15 protein-coding genes are annotated in these 17,757 nt (G+C 72.4%); 5 read left to right on the forward strand and 10 right to left on the reverse strand.

The genetic code is table 11. The features are described from left to right. Window position 1 precedes the first annotated feature (1 nt). Window positions 2-484, reverse strand: a complete 483-nt coding sequence (locus ACIQHQ_RS08505; protein WP_402610986.1) for a methylated-DNA--[protein]-cysteine S-methyltransferase — start codon at window positions 482-484, stop codon at window positions 2-4. A 9-nt stretch (window positions 485-493) separates the two neighbouring features. Continuing rightward, window positions 494-1,963: an AlkA N-terminal domain-containing protein gene (locus ACIQHQ_RS08510; protein ID WP_402611614.1), complete on the reverse strand. Its 1,470-nt coding sequence runs from the start codon at window positions 1,961-1,963 to the stop codon at window positions 494-496. Between the two features lie 145 nt (window positions 1,964-2,108). Here ACIQHQ_RS08510 and ACIQHQ_RS08515 point away from each other — a divergent pair, with 145 nt between their 5' ends. Continuing rightward, the gene (locus tag ACIQHQ_RS08515; protein ID WP_033309205.1) at window positions 2,109-2,471 is read left to right on the forward strand and encodes a metalloregulator ArsR/SmtB family transcription factor; all 363 of its coding nucleotides are present in this window, start codon (window positions 2,109-2,111) and stop codon (window positions 2,469-2,471) included. Window positions 2,472-2,498: 27 nt separating this feature from the next. Here ACIQHQ_RS08515 and ACIQHQ_RS08520 read toward each other — a convergent pair whose 3' ends face one another. Together ACIQHQ_RS08520 and ACIQHQ_RS08525 are read right to left on the reverse strand one after the other, a co-directional pair. Beyond that, window positions 2,499-6,404 carry a glycoside hydrolase family 2 TIM barrel-domain containing protein gene (locus ACIQHQ_RS08520; protein ID WP_402610987.1) on the reverse strand — a complete coding sequence of 1,302 codons (3,906 nt, stop codon included), beginning with the start codon at window positions 6,402-6,404 and terminating at the stop codon, window positions 2,499-2,501. A 224-nt stretch (window positions 6,405-6,628) separates the two neighbouring features. Further along, a complete protein-coding gene (locus ACIQHQ_RS08525) occupies window positions 6,629-7,465 on the reverse strand; it encodes an alpha/beta fold hydrolase (RefSeq protein WP_402610988.1) in 837 nt (278 codons plus the stop codon). A 149-nt stretch (window positions 7,466-7,614) separates the two neighbouring features. Between ACIQHQ_RS08525 and ACIQHQ_RS08530 the strand changes: the two genes are divergently transcribed. Beyond that, complete coding sequence (locus ACIQHQ_RS08530; protein ID WP_402610989.1) at window positions 7,615-9,660, forward strand: SpoIIE family protein phosphatase; 2,046 nt, start codon at window positions 7,615-7,617, stop codon at window positions 9,658-9,660. 11 nt (window positions 9,661-9,671) lie between these two features. On the opposite strand, the gene ACIQHQ_RS08535 is transcribed toward ACIQHQ_RS08530, so the two are convergent. Together ACIQHQ_RS08535 and ACIQHQ_RS08540 are read right to left on the reverse strand one after the other, a co-directional pair. Continuing rightward, on the reverse strand, window positions 9,672-10,088 hold the full coding sequence (locus ACIQHQ_RS08535; protein ID WP_402610990.1) for a hypothetical protein: 417 nt from the start codon (window positions 10,086-10,088) through the stop codon (window positions 9,672-9,674). A 32-nt stretch (window positions 10,089-10,120) separates the two neighbouring features. Then, window positions 10,121-10,591 carry a PLDc N-terminal domain-containing protein gene (locus tag ACIQHQ_RS08540; protein WP_402610991.1) on the reverse strand — a complete coding sequence of 157 codons (471 nt, stop codon included), beginning with the start codon at window positions 10,589-10,591 and terminating at the stop codon, window positions 10,121-10,123. Window positions 10,592-10,770: 179 nt separating this feature from the next. Between ACIQHQ_RS08540 and ACIQHQ_RS08545 the strand changes: the two genes are divergently transcribed. Beyond that, on the forward strand, window positions 10,771-11,349 hold the full coding sequence (locus ACIQHQ_RS08545; protein ID WP_402610992.1) for a potassium channel family protein: 579 nt from the start codon (window positions 10,771-10,773) through the stop codon (window positions 11,347-11,349). A 3-nt stretch (window positions 11,350-11,352) separates the two neighbouring features. Then, on the forward strand, window positions 11,353-12,762 hold the full coding sequence (locus ACIQHQ_RS08550) for a DUF2252 domain-containing protein (protein ID WP_402610993.1): 1,410 nt from the start codon (window positions 11,353-11,355) through the stop codon (window positions 12,760-12,762). A 441-nt stretch (window positions 12,763-13,203) separates the two neighbouring features. On the opposite strand, the gene ACIQHQ_RS08555 is transcribed toward ACIQHQ_RS08550, so the two are convergent. Further along, window positions 13,204-13,470, reverse strand: a complete 267-nt coding sequence (locus ACIQHQ_RS08555) for a hypothetical protein (protein ID WP_402610994.1) — start codon at window positions 13,468-13,470, stop codon at window positions 13,204-13,206. Between the two features lie 466 nt (window positions 13,471-13,936). Between ACIQHQ_RS08555 and ACIQHQ_RS08560 the strand changes: the two genes are divergently transcribed. Then, entirely contained in the window at window positions 13,937-14,770 is an 834-nt protein-coding gene (locus ACIQHQ_RS08560; RefSeq protein ID WP_402610995.1) for a class II glutamine amidotransferase, read from the forward strand. A gap of 20 nt (window positions 14,771-14,790) precedes the next feature. On the opposite strand, the gene ACIQHQ_RS08565 is transcribed toward ACIQHQ_RS08560, so the two are convergent. The 3 genes from ACIQHQ_RS08565 to ACIQHQ_RS08575 form a co-directional block, all read right to left on the reverse strand. Next, window positions 14,791-15,300 carry an O-acetyl-ADP-ribose deacetylase gene (locus ACIQHQ_RS08565; protein ID WP_402610996.1) on the reverse strand — a complete coding sequence of 170 codons (510 nt, stop codon included), beginning with the start codon at window positions 15,298-15,300 and terminating at the stop codon, window positions 14,791-14,793. After that, a complete protein-coding gene (locus ACIQHQ_RS08570; protein WP_402610997.1) occupies window positions 15,297-16,706 on the reverse strand; it encodes a phytoene desaturase family protein in 1,410 nt (469 codons plus the stop codon). The genes ACIQHQ_RS08565 and ACIQHQ_RS08570 overlap by 4 nt, the downstream gene beginning before the upstream one ends. A 180-nt stretch (window positions 16,707-16,886) precedes the next feature. Continuing rightward, window positions 16,887-17,732 carry an inositol monophosphatase family protein gene (locus tag ACIQHQ_RS08575; RefSeq protein ID WP_402610998.1) on the reverse strand — a complete coding sequence of 282 codons (846 nt, stop codon included), beginning with the start codon at window positions 17,730-17,732 and terminating at the stop codon, window positions 16,887-16,889. Window positions 17,733-17,757: the final 25 nt, after the last annotated feature.

Consider the following 17,757-nt stretch of genomic DNA (forward strand, 5'->3'; position numbering starts at 1 on the left):
GTCAGAACAGCGCGGCCCCGCGTTCGAAGTCCAGCAGGCGCCGCTTGCGTTCCAGGCCGCCCCCGTATCCCGTGAGGCCGCCGTTCGCGCCGATGACGCGGTGGCAGGGGACGACGATGCCGATGGGGTTGCGGCCGTTGGCCAGGCCGACCGCGCGGGAGGCGTGGGGAGCGCCGAGGGTGTCGGCGAGCCGGCCGTAGGTGCGGGTCTCGCCGTAGGGGATGCGGCGCAGCTGATCCCAGACGGCGCGCTGGAACGGGGTGCCGTGCAGGCGCAGGGGGACGGTGAACTCCGCGAGTTCGCCCGCGAAGTAGGCCTTGAGCTGTTCCTCGGTCTCCGTGAACGGAGTGGGGTCGCGGGGGCCGAAGGTCTCCTCCGGCGGGCGGTGGCGCTGGCCGGTCATGTAGAGGCCGCACAGGACGCCGTCGTCGGCGACGAGGGTGAGCGGGCCGTACGGGCTGTCGGTCACGGTGTGCTGCTTCATCGAACGTCCTTATACCGGAAGGAAGTTGATCGGGTGGCTGTCGGTGGCCCAGAGGTACTGGACCGCGTAGGCCCGCCAGGGGCGCCAGGCCGCCGCGCGGGCGGTTAGCGCGGCCGGGGTGGACGGCAGGCCCAGTTCCCGGGCGGCGCGGCGGATGCCGAGGTCGGTGGGGAGGAAGGCGTCGGGGTCGCCGAGGGCGCGCATGGCGATGACGTCCACCGTCCAGGGGCCGAAGCCGGGCAGGGCGAGGAGCCGGGCGCGGGCCTGCGGCCAGTCGCTCTCCACGCCGAGGTGGAGCTCGCCGTCGGCGAGGCCGCGGACCAGGGTGGTGAAGGTCGCCCGGCGGGTGCGCGGCATCGCGAGGGTCTCCGGGTCGAGCGCCGCGAGGGCCTCGGGGGCCGGGAAGAGGTGAGTGAGGCCGCCCTCGGGGTCCTCGACCGGTTCGCCGTGCGCCGTGACCAGGCGGGCCGCGTGGGTGCGGGCGGCGGCGGTGGAGACCTGCTGGCCGAGCACGGCCCGGACGGCGAACTCGGACTCGTCGACCGTGCGTGGCACGCGCCGGCCGGGTGCCTTGACGACCAGGGGCGCCAGCACCGGGTCCGTGCGGAGCTGGTCGTCGATGGCGACGGGGTCGGCGTCCAGGTCGAGCAGTCGGCGGCAGTGGCTGATGGCGACGGTCAGATCGCGCAGGTCGCTGAGGGTGAGACGGCAGGCGATGTGGTCCGGGGTGGGGGTGAGGGCCACGATGCCGTGGCCGTACGGGAGGCGCAGGGTGCGCCGATAGGAGCCGTCGCGCCACTCCTCCACGCCGGGCACGGCCGTCGCCGCGAGGTGGCCGAAGAGGTTGTCGGGATGGAGCGGGGCGCGGAAGGGCAGTCGCAGCGAGAGCGCGCCGGGGGTGCTCGCGCCCTGCCGTTTCGGCGCGCGGGCGCGCAGCTCGCTCGGGGGCAGGGCGAAGATCTCGCGGACCGTGTCGTTGAAGGTGCGGATCGAGGCGAAGCCGGCGGCGAAGGCGATCTGCGCCATGGGCAGGGCGGTCGTCTCGATGAGCAGCCGGGCCGTCTGGGCGCGCTGGGCGCGGGCGAGCGCGAGAGGGCCCGCTCCCAGTTCGGCGAGCAGTTGCCGCTCGACCTGCCGGGTGCTGTAGCCGAGCCGGCCGGCGAGCCCGGGCACGCCCTCGCGGTCCACGACGCCATCGGCGATCAGCCGCATGGCCCGGGCGACGAGGTCGGCGCGCTGGTTCCACTCCGGTGAGCCGGGGCTGGTGTCGGGCCGGCAGCGCTTGCAGGCCCGGAACCCGGCCTGCTGACAGGCGGCCGCGCTCGGGTGGAAGACCATGTTCTCCGGCTTGGGCGGCACCACCGGACAGCTGGGACGGCAGTAGATGCCGGTGGTCAGGACGGCCGTGAAGAACCAGCCGTCGAACCGCGCGTCCTTGGATCGGACGGCGCGTACGCAGCGCTCGGTGTCGGTGTGCATCCCCATCCGCATGGGTCCAGCATCCGGCACCGGGCGGCGCGGGGCTGGCGAGAATCCGACATGGACGTGCCCGCAGGGCACCGGCTCACCGGGACAGATGAAGATTCATTCATGTGTTCGTGCGGACCCCCGGTACGATGACGTCATGGGTCATGGAGCCGTCACCCCCGTGCAGGACGCCGGCGAGCGCGTACGCCTGGACGCGGACAACGTCGCGAAGGTCGCCACCACGCTCCAGGCCCTGTCCACACCTTCCCGGCTGCTGATCCTGGCGCGGCTGCGCGAAGGCCCGCTGCCGGCCACGGAGCTGGCCGCCGAGGTGGGCATGGAGCAGTCGGCCTGCTCGCACCAGCTGCGGCTGCTGCGCAACCTGGGCCTGGTCGTGGGCGAGCGACGGGGCCGTTCGGTGGTCTACGCGCTGCACGACCACCATGTCGCCGAGCTGCTCGACCAGGCCGTCTACCACGTGGAGCATCTGCGCCTGGGGATCAGCGACGCCGCCGACTGAGGCGGCGCCGCTGTCCTACAGCGGGTTCTAGCGGGTGGCCGTCGGCCGTCGCGAGGCCTCCATCGCCTCGCTCACCCGCGTCAGCGGACGCAGCCGGTAGGTGTAGGCGTAGTCGCGGCCCGCGAGCAGCTTGAACTCGTCGTGCGTGTGCGCCCCCCAGCTGTTGTCGCCGCCCACGCCCATCTGGCGGTGGTTGACCCGCAGGACCACCGCGTCCCGGGGGGTGAGCTGGTAGTCGTGGCGGGCCCCGACGGACAGGTCCTCGGGGGTGAAGCGCGAGGCGTTGACCTCCAGCAGCGGCTCACCGGACACCAGCAGCCCCCGCCCCCTGCCGTCGGTCAGCGCGGCCCAGCGCACATCGGTCTTGTTGCCGTTCTCCTGGGGACGCAGGTAGGAGGTCCACTGCCCGGAGACGGTGCCGGAGTACAGCCCGACGTCGGTGGCGTTGTTGCGGTCCCACATGTTCTCCTCGGGACCCCGGCCGTAGTAGTGCAGTCGGTCCAGGCTCCGCGGCAGGAACAGCAGGGTGCCGACCTCCGGGATGTACGGCAGGTTCGCCGCGCCCGGGTGCAGGCTGTTGTCGACCTTGATCTCCCCGTTGCCGAAGATCGTGTACGTCGTGCCGTACGTGGACTCGGTGCCGGTGGGCAGCGTGCCGGTGACGGTGACCTCGACGGCCCGGTCGTCCAGGGGCCGCACCCGTACGTCGGTCACCTTCCGCTTCGCCCCGGCGTCGCGCCAGATCTGGTTGCGCGTGTGCTGGCCGTTGCCGCGGTCGTTGTCGGTGGGCGCCCGCCAGAAGTTGGGGACGGGGCCGGAGGTGATGAGCGGGGTGCCACCCGCCTCGTACGAGGTGATGGCGCCGGTGCTCTTGTCGACGGTGACGGCGAAACCCTTGCCCTTCACGGTGACGCTCTTGTCCCCGTCGGTGTGGCTGAGGGCGGGCACGCCGCGCAGCGGCACGGGTTTCACGGCCGGGCTGTCCGCGTCGAGGGCGAGTTGCTGCCTGGCCACCTCGAAGCCCGCCTTCGCCCACTTGGTGGCTTCCCTGGTGGTGAAGGAGAGCTGCAGGAAGAACTCCGTGCCGGGCTCGGGCCTGGCGGGCAGCCGCACCGGGACCTTGATGTCCTTGCTGCTGAGCGGGGCGACGTTCAGCTGGTCGCGGGTCAGCCGGCCGCGCTGGACGACCTCGCCGTCGGCGACGAGGGACCAGCGGCCCTCGAAATCGCGCAGGTTGGTGAACAGGTACTCGTTGGTCAGCTTGACGGCGCCGGGGCCGCCCGAGACCGGGGTGGCGTTGATGGCCTGGTAGATCTGCTTGACCTCGGCGGACTTGCCGGTGAGCGTGCGGTCGGGCAGGACGATGCCGTCCCCGGCGAAGGCGCCGTCGTTGGGGTTGTCGCCCCAGTCGCCGCCATAGGCGTAGAAGGTCTTGTCGCGCGGGCGCTTCTCGGTGAAACCGACGGTGGCGGCGTCGAACCAGAAGCGCACGCCGTCGTCGTCCGGCTTGCGGGTGTCCGAGGCCAGTTCCGCCGCGCTCAGGGCGCGGGCGTACACGCGGGCCCGGCGGATGGTGCCGCTGAACTCGCGGGTCGGGTTGTCGACATCGGTGGCGAGCGTCAGGGACGCGGTGTTGTCGGCGGGGCGCCGGGTGGTGGTCCGGGTGCCGCGCACCTGGCCGTCGACGTACAGGGTGAGCGTGCCCGCGTCCGCGTCGAAGACGCCGGCGATGTGGTGCTCCTTGCCCGTCCAGCCGTCGGGCAGCGCCCAGCTCGCGGTGACCCACTGGCCACCGCCGTGGATGAAGAACTCCAGGTTCCTGTCGGTCTGCTTGAGGGCGTACTGGGTGTCGCCCTTGGCGAGGATCGGCTGGTGGAAGCCGGTCACGTGCGGGGTGACCCAGGCCTCCAGCGTGAGGGAGCCCGTGAGGTCGAGGCGGCTGTCGCGGGGGAAGACGGTGCCGCCGGAGACGCCCTTGGCGCGGTCGAAGGTCCCGGCGGGCGCGATGATCTCGCCGCGCAGCGAGCCCGGGCCGGACTCGGTCAGCAGCTTGCGGGTGGGGGTGGGCCAGCGCAGGGCCTGGTCGGCGAAGTCCCAGATCCAGCCGCCCTGGAGGACGTCGTGGCGGCGGACGATGTCCCAGTACTTCTTGAAGTTGCCGTTGGAGTTCCCCATGCCGTGGGAGTACTCGATCATCACGTACGGCCGGGTGTCGCCGGTGTCCTTGGCGCGTTGCTCGACCCGCTGCGGGCTGTCGTACATCTCGGAGCGGATGTCGCTGATGCCCGGGCGGTCGTCGCCCTCGTACTGGATGACACGGGTGGAGTCGTAGGAGCGGATCCAGTCGTACATGGCGTTGAAGGTGGTGCCGCCGCCCGCCTCGTTGCCGAGGGACCAGATGACCACCGAGGCGTGGTTCTTGTCGCGGTGGACCATGTTCCGGGCACGGACCACGCACGCCTCGGTCCACTCGGGGTGTCCGCTGCCCGGGAACCTGTCACGGACGCCGTGGGTCTCCAGGTTGGTCTCGTCGACGACGTACAGACCGTATTCGTCCGCGAGTTCCAGCCACAGGGGGTTGTTGGGGTAGTGCGAGGTGCGGACGCTGTTGATGTTGAGCCGCTTGATGATCTCGATGTCCTGGACCATCTGCGCGCGGGTGAGCGCCGAGCCGGTGACGGGGTGGATCTCGTGCCGGTTGGTGCCGCGGAAGGAGACCGGCTTGCCGTTGATGCGCATCAGGCCGTCCTTGAGCGCGAACTCACGGAACCCGACCCGGTGCGAGAGCGTCTCGATCACCTTGCCGGCCGGATCGCGCAGGCGGAGCACGGCGGTGTAGAGGTTCGGGTGCTCGGCCGACCACAGCTTCGGCGCGGGAACGGCTCTGGACGCCTCGACGGTGGCCTCGTCACCGTCCGGGACGTCGACGGACCCGTTCAGCGGCCGCGACCACACGGCGTGGCCGCGCGCGTCGTAGAGCTGGGTCTCGACGGTGTGGCGGCCGCCGCCCTCGCCGCCGTAGTCGCGCACGTGCGCGGTGACCTTGAGCTCGGCGGAGGTGTAGTCGTCGCCGAGCGGGGTGTCCAGGCGGAAGTCGCGCAGGTGCACGCTCGGCGTGGAGTAGAGGTGGACCGAGCGGAAGATGCCGCTCAGCCGGATCATGTCCTGGTCCTCCAGCCACTCCGCGTCGGAGTAGCGGTACACCTCGACGGCGATCTGGTTGGTGCCCGGCTTGAGGTGGGGCGTGATGTCGTACTCGGCGGAGGTGTAGGAGTCCTCGTGGTAGCCCGCCAGCTCACCGTTGATCCACACGTAGTGCGCGGACTTGACGCCCTCGAAGTGCAGGAAGGTGCGCCGGCCCTTCCAGTTGCGGGGCACGGTGAACGTACGGCGGTACTGGCCGACGGGGTTGTAACGGGTCGGGGCGGCCGGCGGCTGGGCGTCCTCACCGCCGCCGTTGGGGCCCCACCAGGGGTAGGTGATGTTGACGTAGATCGGGAAGTCGTAGCCGTGCAGCTGCCAGGCCGAGGGCACGGGGATGGTGTCCCAGCCGGAGTCGTCGACGTCGGTGCGGTAGAAGTCGGTGTCCCGGTCGTCGGGGCGGTCCACGTAGGCGAACTTCCACGTGCCGTCCAGGCTCAGGCGGTACGGCGAGCGCTCGCGGTCGGCCTTGAGTGCCTGCCCGAGGTCCGCGTACGGCATGAGGGTGGTGTGCGGCGGCTCGGTGCCGATCCGGTAGGTGGCCAGGCCGTCGTTCCATTCCGGCGGGCCGTCCGCCGCCGCCGCCGCCGGGCGCCGACCGGCCGCGTACGCCGCGGCGGGCGACGCGGACAGCGCGAGCGCGCCGAGCACGGCGGCTCCTCCCTCCAGCAGTCGGCGGCGGCTGACGACCGGCCGGTCGGCGGGAGAGGGGTGCGAGTGCGGGTACGGCATGACCGTTGGCCTTCCTCGGTTCGACAGGGTGCTGCACGGACTGAGGGCATGTCAGATGCGGTCCCCAACTTCCCCCCTGTAATGGGTGTTTCTGTTGGTTCCCGTGCAACTGGCGGTGACGGAGCAACTGCTGAGCAGGCACACCCTAGGACTCGAACACAACCGAAGCAATGACCCCGTCGGACTTTGTGTGGTCCTGATGGTTATCCGGCGTCAGGCGCCCGTCAGTCGGTCGCCGTGAGGAAGCCGAGCAACTCGCTCGCCAGCCGGGCGGGCGCGTCGAGCGGGACGAGATGACCGGCCTGTGGGACGGGCACCAGCCGCGCCCCGGGGATCAGGGCGGCGAGTTCCCGCCCCTTGGCGAACGGGATCCAGGTGTCCTCGGTCCCCCAGCACACCGTGACGGGCAGCTCGATCGCCGGGTAGAGCGGCTGGATCTCGTCGGTGTAGCGCTGGTCGGCCTGCGCGATCTGCCGGTAGAAGGCGGCCTGACCCTCCTCCCCCGTCCAGGGCCCGACGAGCGCGTCGAGCGTGGCGGGTCGCAGGCCGAGATGACTCGCGGAGGAGACGTACTCGCGCACCAAGGCTTCGTGCAGTGCCGCCGGGAGCTGCTCGAAAACCCGGCTGTGCTCCCCGACCAGCCGGAAGAAGGGGGAACCCCAGGGCTCCAGGGCCACCGGGTCGACCAGCGCGAGCCGCCGGTAGCGGGCCCCGTGCAGCAGGTGGGCACGCAGTGCCACACACCCGCCGAAGTCGTGCGCGACGACCGCCGGCTCCTCCAGCCGCCAGTGGGCGAGCAGCTCGGTGAAGATCCGGCCCTGGGCTCCCAGGGAGACGTCCTGGCCGGAGCGCATCGCCGAGGTGCCGTAACCGGCCATGTCCCACACGTGCACGCGGTGCCCGGCGGCGGCGAGGGCGGGGGCGATCTCATGCCACACGAACGACGAGAAGGGCGTCCCGTGCAGCAGCACGACCGGCTCGCCGCCGGGGTCGCCGAACCGGTCCCAGCGCACGGTTCCCGACGCGGTGACCAGGCTCTCCCGCAGCGTCCATTCCCCCACGACGGCATTCCCTCCCCGCGGGTACCTACCCGCGGTTTTTGTCATTTCGGCGCGACAGTGGCACTTGCCCGACCGTAATGTGACCTCATCGGACAGCCCGCGCAACAGATCTTGGCGGTACCTTTGCCGCGCCGGAAGGAGCGGCTCGTATGAACGGGTATGCGACCTCGGACCGCGAAGGCGTCACGGCCGCGCCCGGCGGGCTGCTGGATCTGCTGAAGGTCGCGGCCGTGGTCCTGGACGCGCGCGGGCACATCGCCCTGTGGAGCCCGGAGATCGAGCAGCTGCTCGGCTGGAGCGCGCAGGAGGCGCTGCGCCAGCGCGCCGACACCCTCCTGGTGTCCCCCGAGAACAGATCCCGGGGCAGGGAGCTGTTCGCCCAGGTCAGCACGGGCGCCCGGTGGGCGGGTGTCTTCCCGCTGCGGCACCGCGACGGCACGGAACGCGCCGTGGAGTTCCGCACGATGCGCCTCCTCGACCCCGAGGGGCAGCCCCACCTGCTGGGACTGGCCACCGACGCGTCGACCGTACGGAAGGTGGAGCGCGACCTCGCCCTCTCGCACAGCCTCGTCAACCAGACTCCGCTCGGCATCGCCGTCTTCGACAACGAGCTGCGCTGGGTGGGCGTCAACCCCGCCCTGGAGCGGATCAACGGGGTGCCCGAGGAGGCCGTGCTGGGGCGCCGGATCGGCGAGGTGCTGCCCGACCTGGACGTGGAGACCATCGAGGCCCGGATGCGGCACGTCCTGGAGACCGGCAGGCCGCTGCTGGACCAGCAGACCGTCGGCCGGACGGCGGCGGACGTCCAGGACCGCGCCTATTCGGAGTCGTACCACCGCATCGAGGACACCGACGGTCGGGTGCTCGGGCTGGCGATGGCCGTGCTGGACGTCACCGAGCGCCAGCAGGCCGCCGCCGAGGTCGCGCAGGCGCGCCAGCACCTGTCGGTGATCGCCGACGCGGGCGTGAAGATCGGCACCACGCTGGACCTCCAGCAGACCGCCCGGGAACTGGCTGACGCGGTCGTGCCGCAGCTCGCGGACCTGGCCGCCGTGGACATCCTGGAGTCCGTCGTGGCCGGCGGCACCATCGTGCCCGTGACGGGCGGCGCCCCGGCCGAATTCCGTGCGCTGGCCGTCGCGGCCGGCTACCCCACCGACGCCATCCACGCCGCCGACCCGGTGGGCGAGCTGGCCACGTACGGCTCGTCGCGGATCATCACGCAGTGCGTCCGCGACGCCCGCCCGGTCCGGGTCGAGCACGTGGACGCCAAGATGCTGCGGCGTCTGGCCCGGGACGCGCGGGCCGCCCAGGCGCTGCACGAGGCCGGTGCCCACTCCTACCTGGCGCTTCCGTTGATGGCCCGGGGCAAGGTGCTCGGCACACTGTCGCTGTTCCGCACGGTCAACGAGCTCCCCTTCGACGACCGCGACCAGGTGCTCGCCTCGGAGCTCGCCGCCCGCGCCGCGATCTGCATCGACAACGCCCGTCTCTACGGCCGCGAACGCGGCACCGCCCTCACCCTGCAGCGCAGCCTGCTCCCCAGCACGCCCGCCGAGCGGGAGGGGCTGGACATCGCCGCCCGCTACCGCCCGGCCCTCAGCGAGGTCGGCGGCGACTGGTACGACGTCCTGCCGCTGGGGCCGGGACGCACCGGGTTGGTCGTCGGGGACGTCATGGGCAAGGGCGTCCAGGCGGCGGCGATCATGGGACAGCTGAGCACGGCGACGCGTGCGCTGGCGCGGCTGGACCTGCCGCCGGCCGAGCTGCTGCGGCACCTCGACGACATCGCCGGCTCGCTGGGCGACGCGATCGCCACCTGTGTGTACGCGGTGTGCGACCTGCGGCGCGGCACCTGTGAGCTGTCCAGCGCCGGGCATCTGCCGCCGGTGCTGGCCGGGCCGGACGGCAGGGCGGCGCTCCTGGACGTGCCGGGCGGTGTCCCGCTCGGGGTCGGCGGGGTGGCCTTCGGCACGCTGGAGGTGGAACTCGCCCCGGGCTCCCTGCTCGCCCTGTACACGGACGGGCTGGTCGAGAACCGCGCGGAGTCCATCGACACCGGCCTCGACACCCTGACACGGCTGCTGGGGAACGCCGGGCACAGCCTTCAGCGCGCGAGCGACAGTCTGCTCAGCGCGCTGAGTCCCGAACCGGACGACGACGTGGCTCTGCTGCTGGTCCGCACGCGGGGCTGAGCCCCGACGGCTCAGGCGTCACCCCTGCGTGGGGTGCACAGGGCCCAGATGATGAAAGCGGACATCGCGATCATGACCACGGACCAGACCGGGTAGGCGGGCAGGGAGAGGAAGTTCGCGATGATGACGAGTCCGGCGATGCCCACGCCGGTGACGCGCGCCCAGCCCGCTCCCTGGAACAGGCCCATGCTGACGAGCACGGCGACCACACCCAGGATGAGGTGGATCCAGCCCCAGCCGGTGAGGTCGAACGCGAAGATGTAGTTGCTGGTCGAGACGAAGACCTCGTCCTCGGCGATCGCCGCGATGCCGCGGAAGACGGCCAGGATTCCGGCGATCATCAGCATGACGGCAGCGAAGATCATCGTGCTGGTGGCCAGATCGCGCTTCGCCGTCGTGTGCCCGTGCGTAGGGTGTGTGGTGGTCATCTGCTACCTCGCTTCTACTGGATCCGGCGCGGTCAGCGACCGGAGGTGGGGGTACCGGGAGCGGAGGCGCCCGATGCCGCGGAACCGCTCAGGACCAGCTCCTTCGCCCTGCGGAACTCCTCGTCCGTGATGTCGCCGCGGGAGCGGATGTCGGACAGCCTGGCGAGTTCGTCGACGCTGCTGGGCCGGCCCTCGCCGCCCCGGGCGGTCTCCCTGATGTAGCTGTCGAGGGCCTGCTGCTGTGCGCGGGCCCGCTCCGTCTCCCGGCGGCCCATGTTCCGGCCGCGGGCGAGGACGTAGACGAACACGCCCAGGAAGGGCAGGACGATGCAGAAGACCAGCCAGCCGGCCTTGGCCCCGCCGCTCAGGGAATCGTCGCGGAAGATGTCGAGGACCACCCGGAAGAGCAGGACGAACCACATGATCCAGAGGAAGAACCACACCATCGACCAGAAGGCGCTCAGCAGCGGAAAGTCGTACGCCAGGTAGGTCTGCGCGTCCATGTCGGTCCTCCGTCCCCGGGGCAGGCCGGACGACCGTCCCCATCGGCTTCAGCCTGCCCGGGGCCGGGCCGGGTCGCCTCACCCGTGGCGGGTGATCCGTGTGTGGCGTGAGGGAGCTGAGGTGGTGGGCAGGCCTCGCGGGGTGTCCGGAGGCCGCACCGAGACCGAGAGACGCGGCGATGGACGATGCAGCGCAGGCACCGCACCGGCAGCGGCCGGGGCGTCGGCGGCGGGCGGCGGTCTCGGCCCTCGTGCGTGCCGTGCTCATCGCGGCCGGGCTCGTCACCGTCTACTACGTGCTGCCCCTGGACGGACGCGGCACGCGAGGTGACTCGGTGCTGCTGGGGTGCGGTCTGCTGCTGGTGGCCGTGGTCTTCTGGTGGGAGGTGCGGGCCATCGTGACCTCGCCCTACCCCCGGCTGAAGGCGGTCGAGGCCCTGTGCACGACGCTGGCGCTGTTCCTGCTGCTCTTCGCGGGCGCCTACTTCCTGTTGGAGCACTCCACCCCGGGCTCGTTCAGCGAGCCGCTGACCAAGACGGACTCCCTGTACTTCACGCTGACCACCTTCAGCACCGTCGGCTACGGCGACATCGTGGCCCGTTCCCAGACCGGGCGGACGCTGACGATGATTCAGATGGCGGGCGGACTGCTGCTGGTGGGCGTGGCGGCACGGATTCTCACCGGCGCGGTGCAGGCGGGACTGCGCCGGCGGGGCCGGGAGCCCTCGGACGACTTTCCCTCACGGCCGGAGCGCTGAGCCATGACCGTACCGAGCCCCTTCACGACCTTCGTGTCACCGGCCGAGCGAGCGGCCGCGGGCCGGCACGCACGGCGGCGGGTCCCGCGCTCGGCCCACGCCGGGTTCGAGGCGGGGCCGGACCGGTTCGACCCGGTCGAGGTGGTGCAGCGCCAGTCGGCGACCCGCGTGCCGGAGTTGGTGCCGATCCGCTACGGCCGCATGCTCGAGTCCCCGTTCCGCTTCTACCGCGGCGCGGCGGCGGTCATGGCGGCGGACCTCGGGGCCACCACGGACACCGGACTGCGGGTGCAGCTGTGCGGAGACGCCCATCCGCTGAACTTCCGGCTGCTGGCTTCGCCGGAGCGGCATCTGGTCTTCGACATCAACGACTTCGACGAGACGCTGGCCGGCCCCTTCGAGTGGGACGTCAAACGGCTCGCGGCCGGCTTCGTCATCGCGGGCCGGGCCAACGGCTTCTCGGCGGCGGAGCAGAACAGCGCGGTGGAGGCGTGCGTCCGGGCCTACCGGCGCCGGATGCGGCAATTCGCCGGGATGCGCACCCTCGACATCTGGTACGCCCAGGACGACGCCGACCACCTGCGGGAGCTGATGGCCGCGTCGCTGTCCAAGGAGGCCCGGCGCCGCACGGCGAAGGCCACGGCGAACGCCCGGACGCGCACCCATATGCAGGCCTACGCGAAACTCACCCGGGCCACGGCCGAGGGGCGGCGGATCACTCCGGACCCACCGCTGATCACCCCGCTGCGGGACCTGGTGACCGACGCCTCGCCGCACGGCCTGGAGCAGGAACTGCGCGCCGTCCTGGAGGGCTACGCGCGGACCCTGTCGTCGGAGCGCCGGCACCTGCTGCGCCACTACCGCCCGGTGGACATCGCCCGCAAGGTGGTCGGGGTCGGCAGTGTCGGCACCCGCTGCTGGATCGTGCTGCTCCTGGGCCGGGACGACGACGATCCGCTGCTGCTCCAGGCCAAGGAGGCACAGGAGTCGGTGCTCGCCGCCCACCGGGGCGGCGACCGCTGGGACAACCAGGGCCGGCGTGTGGTGGCGGGCCAGCGGCTGATCCAGACGACCAGCGACATCCTGCTGGGCTGGACCCGCGCGGTGGGGCTCGACGGACACGAGCGGGACTTCTACGTGCGGCAGTTGCGGGACTGGAAGGGCATCGCCCGGCCGGAGACCATGAACCCCGGTCTGCTCCGGCTGTTCGGGCAGCTGTGCGGGGCGAGCCTGGCTCGCGCCCACGCCCGCTCCGGTGACCCCGTCGCCATCGCGGCCTACCTGGGGGGCGGCGACCGCTTCGACCGCGCGCTGACCGTGTTCGCACAGGCGTACGCCGATCAGAACGAGCGGGATTTCGAAGCGCTCGGCGAGGCGGTCCGCTCAGGCCGGGTGCACGCCGCGGCGACGTGAACGCCCGGCCCTTGCGCAGGGCTGCCGGGTCGCTCCGTCAGCCGGCCCATCTCCACGCCAGTGGGCCGCAGCCGGGGGAAGCGGATCAGCGGCCCACACGGAGGGCGGTCGGTGGCGCCCCCCCCCTCGTCGGCATCAGCCCGGCCGACGGCACGGCACGTCCCGCTCGCGCACGCTCGGCACCTGGACGGTACGGCCGGGCGCGTGTCCGGAGCGGCCGCCGCGTCGTCGACGGACGGAGCGGGCCGGAGACGAACCGGCCGTCGGCCCGGTGCCGAGCCGGCCGCTGTCCGGGAGCGGGCGGATGCCGGGGCAGCCTCCAGGAACGGCCGACGCGGCTGCTCGCGGCGGCCGTGCTGGAGCGCGCGGGCGATCAGGCGATGGGCAGTGGTCTCCGGTCCCGTGGGCGGCCGGCGCACGGGACCGGCGTGGCGCGGACGGTCACGGCGCGGCGGACCGGTCGTCCACCGGCAGGCCGTCGACCAGGGCCGGGGCCCGGTCCGGCTGTCCTGCGCGGGCAGGGCCCGTGCCGCCTCGGCCGTGCGGTGGCGGGCCGCGCTCCACGACCTTGCGGGCCAGGCCGGGGCCCTTTGACCAGCGGGGCGGCTCAGGCGAGCCGGGTGCCGTGGTCCTGCGCGCCCGGGGTGAGCTCTCGGCCGCCGGGATCGTCGTCTCCGTCGCTGTCGGCGCGGCCGGGCGTCCCTTCACGTCAGGAGCAGGCGCCCCGGGCGGGGGTGCGGCCCTCCTCCCCCAGCGTGTCCTGGACGACCGGGCGGGAGGCGGCCCGCTCGTCGAGGAAGCCCAGGCCTCGTCGGTTGCTGTTCGTCGCGGTCGGTGAGGACGGCGGCAGGGACGAGTGGGCCTGTGCCTGACTCGGACCGCTGGGGCGGGCTGCAGCGGTCCTGCTTGCTCGTCGCCGGAGCCCTGTGCCACCGCCCGGCAGGGCCGACCGTCAGGTAGTCGATCTCCGCCAGGTGGCCGAGGGCTCCCCACCGGAGCAGGCCATCGCCGCACCGGACGGATACCCGGCCGGTGCGGACAGGGGAGACCCGGGACCCGTAACCACCCGCCGCGGGCGATGCGCCCCGGCCCCGGCCGTCGTTCTCTGGGGTGCACGCACACCACCTACGGAGCCGTGCGGCCCGGCCGGGCGGCTCGGAACGGGGTACAGGCCATGTGCCGCTGGCTCGCCTACTCGGGCACTCCCGTGCTGCTCGACGACGTCCTCTACCGCCCGAAGCACTCGCTGATCGACCAGAGCCTGCACGCGCGGATGGGGGTCGAGACCACCAACGGAGACGGTTTCGGCGTGGGCTGGTACGCCTGGCACCTGCGCACCCCCGCCGTCATCCGCGACACGGGCCCGGCCTGGAGCAACCGCAACCTGCGGGAGATCGCCGACCACGTCCGCTCGCCGCTGTTCTTCGCCCATGTGCGTGCCTCCACCGGCTCGGCCGTGCAGCAGACGAACTGCCATCCGTTCCGCCATGGTCGGTGGATGTGGATGCACAACGGGGCGATCGACGGCTACCTCGACCTGCGCCGGGATCTCATGCTCGCCGTGGACCCGGGGCTGTTCCCGTCGCTGGAGGGCACGACGGACTCCGAGGTGATGTTCCATGTGGCGCTCACCCTCGGGCTGGACGGCGATCCGCCGGGCGCGGTGGCCCGGATGACGGGGCTCGTCGAGCGGCTGGGCCGCGAGCACGGGGTGCCGCAGCCGCTCCAGATGACGGTCGCGGTGAGCGACGGGGAACGGGTGTGGTTCTTCCGGTACTCCAGCGCGGGAAAATCGCGGTCGCTGTACTACAGCAGCAGGGTGGAGGACGTACGGGCCCTCCATCCCGACCTGGGCTTCCTGAACCACGTCTCCGACGAGACACGACTGGTCGTGTCCGAGCCGCTGGGCGATCTGCCGGGCGTCTGGAACGCCGTACCGGAGAGCACCTACGGCGTCGTCCAGCCAGGCCGGGACCTGCTGCGGCACTTCGAGCCCGAGCCCGTCTGAACGCTGCCGTCGCCGTGCCGTCAGCGGAGCCGGGCGGCGAACGCCTCGTAGGCCCGCTCGTCGAAGAGGACGAACCTGACCTCCTCCACCGTCGTGTCCGCCGCCCGTACGGTCTCGACCGCGATCCGGGCGCCGTCGTCCATCGGCCATCCGTAGACGCCGGTGGAGATCGCGGGGAACGCGACGGTACGGGCGCCGAGTTCCGCGGCGACGCGGAGCGACTCGCGGTAGCAGGAGGCGAGGAGTCCGGAGCGGTCCTCGGTCGTGCTGAACACCGGGCCGACCGTGTGGATCACCCAGCGGGCGTCCAGGTCGCCCGCGGTGGTGGCGACAGCCTGACCGGTGGGCAGGCCCTTGCCGAGGTGCGCGGCACGGAGCCTGCGGCAGTCCTCCAGGATGGCGGGGCCGCCGCGGCGGTGGATCGCCCCGTCGACCCCTCCCCCGCCCAGCAATGAGGAGTTGGCCGCGTTGACGATCGCGTCGGCGCTCTCACGGGTGATGTCGCCCTGGACCAGTTCGATGGCCGTCATGTCTGCCTCAGTCGCTTCCAGACGGCCTTGGCCGCGTTGTGCCCCGACATGCCGTGCACTCCGGGGCCCGGCGGGGTCGCCGAGGAGCAGATGAACACGGCCGGATGGGGGGTGTGGTACGGGAACAGGGTGGGCTTCGGGCGCAGCAGCAACTGGAGGCCGGAGGCCGCGCCGGAGGCGATGTCCCCGCCGACGTAATTGGCGTTGCGGGCGGCGAGTTCGGGCGGGCCCGCCGTGGCACGGGCCAGGACGCGGTCGCGGAACCCCGGCGCGAAACGCTCCAGTTGGCGCTCGACGGCGTCGGTGAGGTCACCGGTCCAGCCGTTCGGGACGTGCCCGTAGGCCCAGAAGACGTGCTTGCCCGCCGGAGCCCGGGTGGGGTCGACGACGCTCGGCTGCACCGTGATCAGGAACGGCTTGTCGGGGGCCCGGCCCTCCCGGGACGCCGCGCGCAGGGCCGCGCCGATCTCCGCGCTGCTCGCGCCGATCTGCACCGTGCCGGCGGCACGGGCCTCCTTCGCGGTCCACGGCACGGGGCCGTCCAGCGCGTAATCGATCTTGAAGACGCCCGGTCCGTAGCGGTAGCCGGCGTAGTGGGTGCCGAAGCCGGCGATGCGGGCCAGGGCGGTGGGCGAGGTGTCGAAGACGTACGCACGGGCCGGCGGCAGGTCGTCCAGGCGCTTGACCTCGTAGTCGGTGTGGATGCTGCCGCCGAGGTCGCGCAGATAGGCGGCGAGGGCATCGGAGAGGGACTGGGAGCCGCCGCGGGCGACGGGCCAGCCGCGGGCGTGCGCCGCGAGGGCGAAGACCAGGCCGACGGCGCCGGTGGCGAAGCCGCCGAGCGGTGCCATGACATGGGCGACGAGCCCGGAGAACAGAGCCTTGGCCGGTTCGTCGCGGAAGCGGCGCATCAGGAGCGTCGACGGGGGCAGCCCGGTCAGGCCGAAGCGGGCGAGGGTGATCGGGTCGCGGGGCAGCGCGGTCAGCGGCAGGGACATGAAGTCCCGGGCGAGGGTGTCCCACTTGGGCAGGAAGGGCGCGACGAGCTTGCGGTACGCGCCGGCGTCGCGCGGACCGAAGGAGGCGGCCGTCTCGCCGACCGTCCGGGCCAGTACGGCCGCGCTGCCGTCCGGGAAGGGATGCGCCATGGGCAGCTCGGCGTGCAGCCACTCCAGGCCGTAGCGCTCGAGCGGCAGGGCGCGCAACGCCGGGGAGTTGATGGCGAGCGGATGGGCCGCGGAGCACGGGTCGTGCCGGTAGCCGGGGAGGGTGAGCTCCTCGGTGCGGGCTCCGCCGCCCACGGTGCCCCGGGCCTCGAAGACGGCGACGGAGAAGCCGCGACGGGCCAGCTCCACGGCCGCGGTCAGTCCGTTCGGCCCCGCACCCACTACGACGGCATCGAGCATCGACGGCACCTTGGGACCCCTTCGTCAGCCGACGGCCACTGAGGATCAGGATATGCCCGGGGACTGTCCGTCACCGGCCGCGGGTGATTTCCGCTGTGGAAGGCCGCTTCGCGGCGGCGGGAGCCGCTCCGTGCGCACGGTGAGCGACCAGCCGTGCGCGACAGGTGACCCTTCCGGCGCTCAGGCGCCGCCCGAGAGCAGCCCCACCAGTCTGCGGGCCGTGGTCGCGTCGCGGGCCGCGGTGAAGGGCAGGACATTGCCGCCCGTGATGCGGAACGGCTCGCCCGCGCGGGTCAGGTGCGCGCCGCCGGCCTCCTCGACCAGCAGCAGACCGGCCGCGTGGTCCCAGGCGGCTTCCCAGGAGAACGCGACGGCGTCCAACTCGCCGCGGGCGATGGCGAGATACTCCAGACCGGCCGAGCCGCACGGGCGCGGTTGCACACCGTCCGTACGCAGGCGGAGCAGGGCGTGCTTCTCCTCCTCCGTCGTGTAGTCCGGGTGGGAGGTGGCCACGCGCAGGTCCCGGCCGGGCTCCGGCACACCGGCGAACAGCCGCTGCCCGTCGAGGTAGGCGCCCTTGCCCCGCTGGGCGGTGGCGAGCCGGTCACGGGCGGGCGCGTACGTCCAGGACGCGAGCAGGGTGCCGCCGACGGCCAGCGCGACCAAGGTGCAGAACCCGGTCTCGCCGCGCACGAACTGCCGGGTGCCGTCGACCGGGTCGACGATCCAGACCGGGACATCACCGCGTATCGCCTCGTACGACGCCGGATTGGCATGGACCGCCTCCTCGCCGACCACGACCGAGCCGGGCAGCAGGGCGGCCAGCACCTCGGTCAGGTACAGCTCGGCCTTGCGGTCGGCGTCGGTCACCAGATCGTGCGGGCCGCTCTTCTGGTCCACCTCGTGCGCGGCGAGCCGGCGCCAGCGCGGCATGATCTCGCCGGCGGCCGCCTTGCGGATCGCCTCTTCGACGTCGGGGGCGTGCTCTGCGAGAAACTCTTCGATGGTTTCGTTCCTGTCGATCACCCCTCCATGACATCACGTGCCACTG

The sequence above is a fragment of the Streptomyces sp. NPDC092370 genome (genome assembly GCF_044755265.1).
GTDB lineage: Bacteria > Actinomycetota > Actinomycetes > Streptomycetales > Streptomycetaceae > Streptomyces.